The organism is Actinomadura sp. NPDC048021, from assembly GCF_040653135.1.
Classification (GTDB): domain Bacteria; phylum Actinomycetota; class Actinomycetes; order Streptosporangiales; family Streptosporangiaceae; genus Spirillospora; species Spirillospora verrucosospora.
The window spans coordinates 133,418-142,976 of sequence record NZ_JBEZJQ010000016.1 but is presented as its reverse complement, the minus strand read 5'-3'; the positions used below and the strand labels follow the sequence as shown (position 1 = coordinate 142,976).

Genomic DNA, 9,559 nt, shown 5'->3' with positions numbered 1-9,559 from the left:
CATGTCGAACCCCTTCGAGGACCCGGACGGCACCTACCTCGTGCTCGTCAACGACGAGGGCCAGCACTCCCTGTGGCCGTCCTTCGCCGAGGTCCCCGCCGGCTGGACGGTGGCCAAGGACGAGGACACCCGCCAGGCGTGCCTCGACTACGTCGACGAGAACTGGACGGACATGCGGCCGAAGAGCCTCGTCGAGGCCATGGGTGAGTGAGGCGGGCTGGAGGCCGCCGGAGACCGGGCGTCTGCGGATCCCCTCGGTCACCGAGTGGGAGATGGAGATGCTGGACGCCGCCGACCTGCGGCCCGCACCGCTGCCGGGCGTCGAGATGACGTTCACCCTCGCCGGGCTGCCGTCCCCGGACGTCAGCCGCGCCCTCTACGCGACCGTCGGCGCCCGCGTCTGCTGGACCGACCGCTTCCCGTGGACGTACGAGCAGTGGCGGGCCTGGGTGGAGCGCCCGGAGCTGTCCACCTGGATCGCCATGGCCGAGGGCACGATCGCGGGCTTCTTCGAGATCGAGGCGCAGCCCCGCGGCGACACCGAGATCCACCTGGTGGGGCTCACCCCCGCGTTCGTCGGGCGCGGCTACGGCGGCTACCTCGTCGAGCAGTGCACCCGCCGCGCCTGGCAGCGCGGCGAGCTGTGGGCGCTCGCCGGCGGGCCCGCGACGCGCGTGTGGCTGCGCACCAGCAGCCTCGACCACCCGAACGCCATCGCCAACTACCGGAGGCGGGGCTTTAAGGTGGCGGCGGAGAGCACCGCGCCGAAGCTCGTGCCGGACCCGCGGGTCGCGCCGTGGCCGCTGCCGGGCGACCCCCGCGCGGAGTCCCGCAGGCACGAGGAGGAGGAGTTGATCACGTGACCTGGTTCCGCTGCCCCGAGCCGCGCCCCTGGGCGTCGATGCGGCTGTTCTGCCTGCCGCACGCGGGCGGGTCGGCGGTGTTCTACCGGTCGTGGGCCAAGGAGGCCGGCCCGGCCGTCGAGGTGCAGGCCGTCCAGTACCCGGGGCGCGCCGACCGGATGGCGGACGCGTTCGTCACCGACGCCCGGCAGCTCGCCCGCCTCATCGCCGGCGCGATGGCGCCGCTGACGGACCGCCCCGCCGCGCTGTTCGGCCACAGCATGGGCGCCGTCCTCGCCTACGAGGTGGCCCGGCTGCTGGAGGAGCGGGGCGCCGCTCCCGTGCACGTGTTCGCCTCGGGGGCCCGCCCGCCCGACGACCGGGGCGACGAGCGCGTCGGCGACAAGGACGACGACGGCCTCGTCGCCGAGCTGGTGGGTCTCGGGGGAACCGACGCGGAACTGCTGGCGGAGCCGGAGCTGCGCGAGCTCGTCCTGCCGTACGTCCGCAACGACTTCACGCTGATCGAGCGGTACGCGCACCGGCCCGAGCCGCCGCTGACCGTCCCGGTGACCGCGATCATCGGGGACGCCGACCCGCACGTGGACCGGGAGCGGGCCCGCGGCTGGGAGCGCGCCACCCGCGGCCGGTTCGCGCTCCGGGTGCTTCCCGGCGGGCACTTCTACCTGGCCGAGCAGCGGTCCGCCGTGATCGCCGAGGTGCTGCGGACCCTGGAGGTCCCCGCCCTCTGACGTGGCGGACGGGCCGCCCCCACGGGAGTCCGTGGCGGGAGCGGCCCGTCGCTGAGGGGGAGCCTCCTGAGGGGTCGTCTAGTAGACGGACGCCCCGTACACCGACAGCGGCTCGGTGATGGGCTGGAAGAACGTCGTCCCGCCCGAGGAGCAGTTGCCGCTGCCGCCCGAGGTCAGGCCGAGCGCGGTGCTCCCGGCGAACAGGGAGCCGCCGCTGTCGCCCGGCTCGGCGCACACCGTGGTGCGGATGAGGCCGCTGACGCTGCCCTCCTGGTAGTTCACCGTCTGGTTGAGGGCGGTGACCTGACCGCTGTGCAGGCCGGTGGTGCTGCCGCTGCGGTACACGGTCTGGCCGACGGAGGCGTTGCCCGCGCTGGTGATGTCGCGGGTGCCGCTGTAGAGGCTGACCGAGCCCTGCGTGTCGGTGGGCGTCGAGGAGTAGGTGACGATGCCGTAGTCGTTGCCGGGGAAGCTGCTGCCGGCGGTGCGGCCCAGCGTCCGGCCCGAGCTGTCGGTCCAGGTCGAACCGATGTTGGTGCAGTGCCCGGCCGTGATGAAGGCGTAGCCGCTTCCCCTCCTGACGTTGAAGCCCAGCGAGCAGCGGGCGCCGCCGGTGTAGATGGCCTCGCCGCCCCGGGTGAGCGTCTGGAACCTGCCGGCGACGCTCTCGGTGCGGACCGCCGCGCCCTGCCTGCTCGCGGCCGCGCGGACCTTCTTGAGCCGGGCGCCCTTGACCGTGCTGTCCACGCTGAGGACGACCTGGTTGCTCGCCGGGTCCACGGCCCAGGCGGTGCCCGGGACGGTCGCGTCGCGCTTGAGCGCGGCCTCGACCTTCTTCAGGTCCGCGCCGCTGCGCGCGACGGTGCGCGGCACCGCGCCCGCGGCGCGCACGGTCTGGGCGGCCTGAGCGTCGGTGACCGTGACGACCAGCTTGCCGTCCTTGAGGTAGGAGCCCGCGCTGCGGGTTCCGAGCTGGTGCGCCAGGGACGTCGCGAGGTCACCGGGAGCGGCGGGGGCGGCGGGGGACGCGGACGCGGTGGGAGCGGCGGCCAGGGTGGTGGCCACCAGGCCGGCCGCGGCCGTGGTGACGGCCGCGGCGCGGACGCGCCTGTGACGGATCTTCACTTGTGCCTCCACGGGGGATAGGGCGCACCCGAGTGGTGCGCCGGAGGTCATCGACATGGTGTAAGAACGGTCAAGGCGGGCGTAAGACGCAGAAGGTGACCAATTCGGCACGTTCGCGTTGGCACTCTCGGAGCGGCGTGCGTGGTCAGTCCGGCAATGCCCGACCGCCGCTCGCCGGGCGAGAACGAGGTTCGGCCCTGGTCCTTTCGCCGAAACGGCCAAAGGACCAGGGCCGAAACCCGCGTGGCCTCCCGCCGCCTGGGAGCTCCGGCGGGCCGCCGAGGGCCGGCTAGTAGATCTCGACCCCGAACGCCGACAGCGGCTCGGACACGGGCTGGAAGAACGTGACGCCGCCGGACGAGCAGTCGCCGCTGCCGCCCGAGGTCAGCCCGACCGCGCTCGACCCGGCGAACAGGGGGCCGCCGCTGTCGCCCGGCTCGGCGCACACCGTCGTCTGGATGAGGCCGCCGACGCTGCCCTCCTGGTAGTTCACCGTCTGGTCGAGCGCGGTGACCTGCCCGTCGTGGACGCCGGTGGTGCTGCCGCTGCGGGTCACGGTCTCGCCGACCGTGGCGTCGGCCGCGCCCGTGATGTCCTGGAACCCGCCGTCGACCGTGACGCCGCCCCGCGCGTCCTCCGGGGCGGAGGCGTACTTGACGAGGCCGTAGTCGTCGCCGGGGAAGCTGCTGCCGGCATTGCCGCCGAGCGTGCCCCCCGACCCGTCGGTCCACGTGGAGCCCGCCTCGGTGCAGTGCCCCGCCGTCAGGAAGTAGTACTCGCCTCCCTTCCTGACGTTGAAGCCGAGCGAGCAGCGGGCGCCGCCGGTGTAGATCGGGTCGCCGCCCGCGGTGAACATGCGGAACGTTCCCGCGACCCGCGTGGTGCGCACGGCCGCGCCCTGCTCGGCCGCGGCCCTGCGCACCTTCCTGAGCCCGGCTCCCCTGACCGTGCCGTCCATGGTGAGGACGACCTGGTTGGCGGCCGGGTCGACGGCCCAGGCGGTGCCCGGGACGGTCGCGTCGCGCTTGAGCGCGGCCATGACCTTCTTCAGGTCCGCGCCGCTGCGCGTGACGCTCTTCGGCACGGCACCGGCCGCGCGGACCGTCCGCGCGGCCTCGGCGTCGGTGACCGTGACGACGAGCTTCCTCGTCGCCCGGTCCACGTAGGCCCCGGCACTGCGGTCGCCGAGCCGCTGCGCGAGCTTCGCCGCCACCCGGCCGGTGTCGGGTGGTGCGGCGGCGCGCCCGCCGGGCGCGTCGAGGGTGGCGTTCGCGGCGGGGGCGGCGGCCAGCGCGGTCGCCGCGAGCCCGGCCGCCGCAACGGCGGCGGCGGCTCCGCGGACGCGGGAGGGACGGATCTTCACTCTGCCTCCAGGGGGGATTGGGCGCGCCCGAATGGCGCGCCGGAGGTCACGGGTCATGCTCGAAGATCCGTGAACGCCCGTGTAAGGCGAGAAAGTGACCAACTGACCATCTACGGATTGTCACAATGGGTGCGGGTTCCGTGGCCGAATCTCGGGGAGGACTGCCCGTTTGGCGGGTTTCGGACCGGGACGAGAGGTCCAATCGCGGTGCCCCCCAGGGGGTGACGCCGGCTCCGGGGGACGGGAGGATGGCCCGGTGACGCTCCTCTTGGCCCGTTCCATCCTTGAGTCGCTGCTCGACCCCGCCCCCTGCCTGGACGCCCTGCGCCGCGGCTTCACGGCCGGGGACGGCGGCGCCGCCGCCCGCCGCGTGATCGTCGAGCTGCCCGGACAGGGCACCGCGACGGCGCTGATGCCGGGCATGGTCGAGGGGATCCCCGCGTACACGGTGAAGGCCAACGCGAAGTTTCCCGGCAGCCGCCCGGCGCTGCGCGGCGTCGTCTGCCTGCACGACCTCGGGACGGGCGAGCTGCTGGCCCTCCTGGACTCGGCGACCGTGACCGCCTGGCGCACCGGCCTGGCCGCCGCCCTCGGCACCCACGCGCTGGCGCGCCCCGCGGCCGGCTCGGTCGCGGTGATCGGGGCGGGCGCGCAGGCCGAACTGGTCATGCGGGGCCTGGGCGAGCTGCGGGAGGTGCGCGACCTCACGGTGTTCGACCTGGACTCCGGCCGCGCCGCCGACTTCGCCGCGCGGCACGGCGCCCGGCTGGACGCGCCCGCGACCGTGGCGCCGGACCCGCGCGCCGCCGTCCGGGACGCCGGCATCGTGGTCCTGGCGACCTGGGCGCGCCGCCCCCTGCTGCACGCCGCCGACGTGGCCCCGGGGACGCACCTCACCTCGCTCGGCGCGGACCAGCCGGGCAAGGCCGAACTGGGGGCCGACCTGCTGGAGGGCGCCCGCGTCGTCGTCGACGACGTCCCCCTGGCCGTCGAGATGGGCGTGCTGGCCGGCGCGGGCCTGGACGTCGAGCACGCCGCCGGGACGCTGCGCGACCTGATGCGCGGCCAGGTGCCCGGGCGGGTGAAGGACGGCGAGGTCACGGTGTACGCGCCCGTCGGGCTGCCCTGGCAGGACCTCGCGCTGAGCTGGACGGCCTACACCGCGGCGCGCGACGCGGGCGCCGGAGCGGAGTTCGATTTCCTCGCCTGAACCGGTTCCGGCCCATCAGGTGTACGAACGCTAATTGGCGGAATACCCATCGCTGGATTCCTGGTTTCCACGGTGTCTTTACATTGACGCGGTGAATAGTGTTGGCTCCGTCCGGTAAGAGTTCAGTAGTCGTGCGGCCTGTCGAAGGTGACCTAATGAAAGTTCGATTTCGCGCTGACCGAATCCCCGGCAATGCCTCTCGGCAGCCGCCCTGACTTCCCTCTGAGACGCGTTCGGTGTTTGTCCTTTCTGAGGCCGCGGGCGGCCGTGTTGGAGACGAGAATGATTCGGATTCTGCTCGCCGAGGGGGCGCCGCTCCTGCGCGGCGGGCTGGTCGCGCTGTTCGACCGGGTGACGGATCTCGACGTGGTGGCGGCGCTGGGCTCGGGCGATCAGGTCCTCCGCACGGCGCGCAGACGCCGGCCCGACGTCGCGCTGATCGACGTCGGGCTGCCGGGCCTGGACGGTTTCACGGCCGCCCGGGCGTTACGCGAGGCCGTCCCGGAGTGCCGCACCGTTCTGATGGCGGGCCGCTGCCGGACCGGCGACCTGCGGCGCGCGGTGGCCGCGCGGGCCTCCGGGCTCGTGCTGAAGGACACCTCGCCGGGCGAGCTCGTGGACGCGATCAGGCGGGCGGCCGAGGGCGCGCGCGTCATCGACCCCGACATGGCCTTCACCGAACTGGGCTCGGCCCAGAGCCCGCTCACCGAACGGGAGATGGAGGTCCTCACCCTGGCGTCACGGGGCGCGTCCGCGGCGCAGATCGCCGAGGACCTCGTCCTGACGATCGGCACCGTCCGCAACCACCTCTCCCGCATCAACCGCAAGATCGGCGCGGAGAACCGGGTCCAGGCCATCCGGATCGCCGAGGACGCCGGGTGGCTGTGAGCCGTCCTCCCAGCGCCCGGTCAGGTCCCGGTACAGCGGGCACACCGCGGGCAGGTCCGCGTGCCGCCCGAGGTGGGCGCGGGTCCCGTCCAGCACCAGGACGCGGCGGGCGCGCATCGCCGAGCTGATCCGGTGCGCGATGACGACGAGCGTGCCGGGCCGGCGCGCGAACGCCTCCTCCACCCGCGCCTCGGCGGCCGGGTCGAGCCGGTACGCGGCCTCGTCCAGGATGACCAGGCGCTGCGGCGCGAGGTAGGCCCGGCACAGCGCCACGCACTGCCGCTGCGCCTCGGTCAGCGCGCCGGGCTCCAGCCGCGCGCCGTACCCGCCGAGGTCGCGGACGAGCGGCGCCAGCCCCAGCGCGTCCACGGCGCGGCCCGCCTCCTCCGGACCGGCGTCCGGCGCGTAGTAGACGAGGTTGTCGAGCAAGGTGCCGCCGAACACGTACGCCTCCTGCGGGACGAGCACCCGGCGGCCCGGATCGCCCGCCGGCCGCCCGTCCACCAGCACCTCGCCCGCGCCGGGCGCGGCCAGCCCCGCGATCAGCGCCGCGAGCGTCGACTTGCCGATCCCGCTCGGCCCCACCACGGCCAGGTGGTCGCCGTGCGGGACGACCAGGTCCAGGTTCTCGATCACCGGCCGCGCCCCGGCCCCGTAGGCGAAGGTCACGCCGCGCAGCTCCACCGCCGGGGCCCCCGGCACGGGCGCGGCGGGCTCGGGCGGGGCGGGCGCGTCCGGCGCGCCCGTCTCCAGGATCCGGCCGAGCGTCACCGCCAGCCGCAGGCCGCTGCCGCCCATCCCGTGCACGAGCGTGCGCAGCGCCGGCTGCAGCCCGTGCAGGACGTAGGTCAGCGCGCCGATCACCGTCCCGGCCGTGGCGCCGCGCCGCATCAGCCACGGCGCCGCCGCGAGGACCAGCAGCAGCGGCAGCCAGCCGCCCACCGCCAGCGCGACGGCGCGCACCGCCGCGAGCCGCGCGACCGCGCGCCCGGCCGCCGCCTGCGCCTCCACGGCGGCGCCCAGCTCCTCCCGCAGCAGCTCCTCGCCGCCGCACCCGACGGCGTCCCGCAGCCCGGCGGCCAGGGCGGCGGTCCGCTCGGCGATCTCCTCCTCGCCGACGACGAGCTCGCGCTGCCGGGCGGCCGCCCTCCCGAACACCGCCCCGAACAGCGCCAGCCCGAGCACCAGCGGAGGCAGCACCAGCGCGGCCACCTCCGGCGCCATCGAGGCCAGCCCCAGCAGCGCCGCCCCGGCCGCGAACGCGAACCCGCGCGCGACGACGAGCAGCCCGCCGAGGGTGTCCCGGACGATCTCCACCTGGTGGGTGAGGCGCGCGACGGCCCCCGTGTCGGGCCGCCCCCGCAGCGACCGGTGCAGCGCCCCCGTCGCGACCCGCCTCACCAGCTCGTCCCGGAACGGCTCCACGATCGCGGCCAGCGCCGGATACAGCCGCCGGCTCCCGGCCGCCCCCACCAGCGCCGACACGGCGAGCACGCCGAGCCAGGCGGCGGCGCCGGACGTGCGCCCCGTCCGGAACGCGTCGACGGCCTCCCCGACGGCCCGCCCGAACACCGCCGTGGGAACGGCCTCCACCGCCGACCATCCGGCGGCCCGCGCCACCGCCCGCGGCCGCGCCCGGACGGCGTCCCCGGCGCCGCGCCACAGGACCCGCGCCGCCTCCCGCCGCCCGATCACGCCGCGCCCCCGAACACGGCGCGGTAGTCGGGATCGGCCCAGAGGGCCCGGTGGGGGGCGACCCGGCGGACGCGGCCCTCGTCGAGCCAGACGACCAGGTCGGCGCGGGCGGCGGTGGAGGCGCGGTGCGCCACGATCAGGCGGGTCCGGTCGGCGAACCGGTCGAGCAGCGCGTCGGTGATCTGCAGCTCGGTGACGGTGTCCAGGCTGGAGGTCGCGTCGTCCAGGACGAGGACGCGCCCGGCGTGGGCGAACGCGCGGGCCAGGCCCAGCCGCTGCAGCTCCCCGCCGGACAGCGGCGCCTCCGCGAGCGGAGTGCCGTAGCCCTGCGGGAGGCGGCGGATGAAGCCGTCGGCGCGGGCGGCCCGCGCCGCCTCGCGCAGCCAGGACTCCGGCGGGCGGGAGGGGCCGAAGGCGATGGCGTCGCGGACGGTCGTCCCGAACAGCGCGGGCCGGGCGAAGGCGTAGCCGATCTCGCGGCGCAGCGCCGTCCGGTGAAGGCGGGGGAGGGGCGTGCCGTCCAGCAGCACCGTGCCGCGGTCGGGGTCGGCGAGCCGCCCGGCGAGCGCGGCGAGCGCGGAGGCGCCGGACCCGGAGCGCCCCACGACGGCGACGGCGCGCCCGCCGGGGACGGTGAGGTCCAGGCCGTCCAGCGCGCCGCGGACGGTGACCCCCCGGAACTCCAGGCCGCCGGGGCCCGGCGGGGCCTCGCCGGTGCCGTGGCGCAGAGCGGGCCACGCGAGGATCTCCGCGGCGCGGCGGGCGCCGGCGCGGGCGCGGCCGAGGCGGAGCAGCTGGGTGAGGACGGGCCCGAACCCGGCGGCGAGCCCCGCGTACTGGACGGCCGCGACCAGCTCGCCCGGCGTGATGCGGCCCGCCGCGAGCTCGGCGCCGGCGACGCCGACGGCCGCCACCTGCAGCAGCAGCAGGGCGAGCAGGCCGCGCGCCGCGATGCCGCCCTGCACCCGCCACATCGCCTCGCCCTCCGCGCGCAGGCCGGGCAGGGGGCGCAGGATGCGCGCCGCCTCGCGCGCGGCCGTGCCGGCGGCGGCGATCGTCCGGGTCCCGGCGAGGGCCTCGGCGAGGCGTCCCGCGATCGTGCCCTGGACGGTGAGGTAGCGGTGCGCGGACGCGGTGACGTCGCGGACGAACGCGCGCATCAGCAGCGCCACCGCCGGCAGCGCGACCGCGACCGCCGCCGCGGTCCGCCAGTCGATGAGCCAGAGGGCCGCGAGCGCCCCGGCGGCCGGCAGCAGCCCGGCCGCGGCCTCGGTCGCGGCGGCGGGCGCCGTGCCGGCCTCGGCCGCGCCGCCCACCATGCGCCCGGCCACGTCGCCCGGCGGGACGCGCGGCGCGGGGCCCGCCGCCAGCAGGTGCCGGACGAGGGTGTGCCGCAGCCACGCCGTCGCCCGCGCGGCCGCGCAGCCGGTCGCCGGTTCCGACAGCACCTCCGCCGCGGCGGACACCGCGACCAGTGCGACGCAGGGCCACAGCGCGGCGGCGGCCGGGGCTCCGCCCGGCGGGACCGCGTCGATCGCGCGGGCCAACGCGAACGGGAGCAGGACGGCCGCCGCCGCGTCCGCCAGCGCCGCGGCCGCGACGAGCGCCGTCCAGCCGCGGGCGCGCCCGGCGGCGCGCAGCAGCAGCCGGTCCGCGCCGACCGCCGGGGGAGGGGAGGTCATGG

8 protein-coding genes and 1 pseudogene are annotated in these 9,559 nt (G+C 76.4%); 5 read left to right on the top strand and 4 right to left on the bottom strand.

Going from position 1 to position 9,559, the window contains the following annotated elements:
* Position 1: 1 nt before the first annotated feature.
* From AB0C87_RS26125 to AB0C87_RS26115, 3 genes are read left to right on the top strand one after another with little or no spacing between them, the layout of a single operon-like run.
* Positions 2 to 211, top strand: coding sequence for an MbtH family protein (locus AB0C87_RS26125; protein ID WP_345187580.1), 210 nt, complete (start codon positions 2 to 4; stop codon positions 209 to 211).
* Positions 204 to 863: a GNAT family N-acetyltransferase gene (locus AB0C87_RS26120; RefSeq protein WP_353835084.1), complete on the top strand. Its 660-nt coding sequence runs from the start codon at positions 204 to 206 to the stop codon at positions 861 to 863. Before AB0C87_RS26125 ends, AB0C87_RS26120 begins: the two co-directional genes overlap by 8 nt.
* Positions 860 to 1,594 (top strand): alpha/beta fold hydrolase, encoded by a 735-nt coding sequence (locus tag AB0C87_RS26115; RefSeq protein WP_345187576.1) that lies wholly within the window; start codon positions 860 to 862, stop codon positions 1,592 to 1,594. The genes AB0C87_RS26120 and AB0C87_RS26115 overlap by 4 nt, the downstream gene beginning before the upstream one ends.
* Positions 1,595 to 1,672: 78 nt before the next feature.
* Here the strand turns inward: AB0C87_RS26115 and AB0C87_RS26110 are convergent, their stop codons facing one another.
* A complete protein-coding gene (locus AB0C87_RS26110) occupies positions 1,673 to 2,719 on the bottom strand; it encodes a S1 family peptidase (RefSeq protein ID WP_345187574.1) in 1,047 nt (348 codons plus the stop codon).
* A gap of 289 nt (positions 2,720 to 3,008) precedes the next feature.
* Entirely contained in the window at positions 3,009 to 4,082 is a 1,074-nt protein-coding gene (locus tag AB0C87_RS26105; protein ID WP_360579985.1) for a S1 family peptidase, read from the bottom strand.
* A gap of 256 nt (positions 4,083 to 4,338) precedes the next feature.
* On the opposite strand from AB0C87_RS26105, the gene AB0C87_RS26100 reads away from it, so the two are divergent.
* Both AB0C87_RS26100 and AB0C87_RS26095 read left to right on the top strand, forming a co-directional pair.
* Entirely contained in the window at positions 4,339 to 5,292 is a 954-nt protein-coding gene (locus AB0C87_RS26100) for an ornithine cyclodeaminase family protein (RefSeq protein ID WP_360579983.1), read from the top strand.
* A gap of 282 nt (positions 5,293 to 5,574) precedes the next feature.
* Complete coding sequence (locus AB0C87_RS26095) at positions 5,575 to 6,180, top strand: response regulator transcription factor (protein ID WP_345187567.1); 606 nt, start codon at positions 5,575 to 5,577, stop codon at positions 6,178 to 6,180.
* Positions 6,181 to 6,408: 228 nt separating this feature from the next.
* On the opposite strand, the pseudogene AB0C87_RS26090 reads toward AB0C87_RS26095, so the two are convergent.
* Both AB0C87_RS26090 and AB0C87_RS26085 read right to left on the bottom strand, forming a co-directional pair.
* Positions 6,409 to 6,978, bottom strand: a pseudogene (locus AB0C87_RS26090) (ATP-binding cassette domain-containing protein); the annotation flags it as partial.
* An 893-nt stretch (positions 6,979 to 7,871) separates the two neighbouring features.
* On the bottom strand, positions 7,872 to 9,557 hold the full coding sequence (locus AB0C87_RS26085) for an ABC transporter ATP-binding protein (RefSeq protein WP_360579981.1): 1,686 nt from the start codon (positions 9,555 to 9,557) through the stop codon (positions 7,872 to 7,874).
* Positions 9,558 to 9,559 lie beyond the last annotated feature (2 nt).

Coding starts and splice junctions, on each gene's coding strand:
- AB0C87_RS26125 (WP_345187580.1), top strand. CDS start 2: ATGTCGAACCCCTTCGAGGACCCGGACGGCACCTACCTCGTGCTCGTC.
- AB0C87_RS26095 (WP_345187567.1), top strand. CDS start 5,575: ATGATTCGGATTCTGCTCGCCGAGGGGGCGCCGCTCCTGCGCGGCGGG.
- AB0C87_RS26085 (WP_360579981.1), bottom strand. CDS start 9,557: ATGACCTCCCCTCCCCCGGCGGTCGGCGCGGACCGGCTGCTGCTGCGC.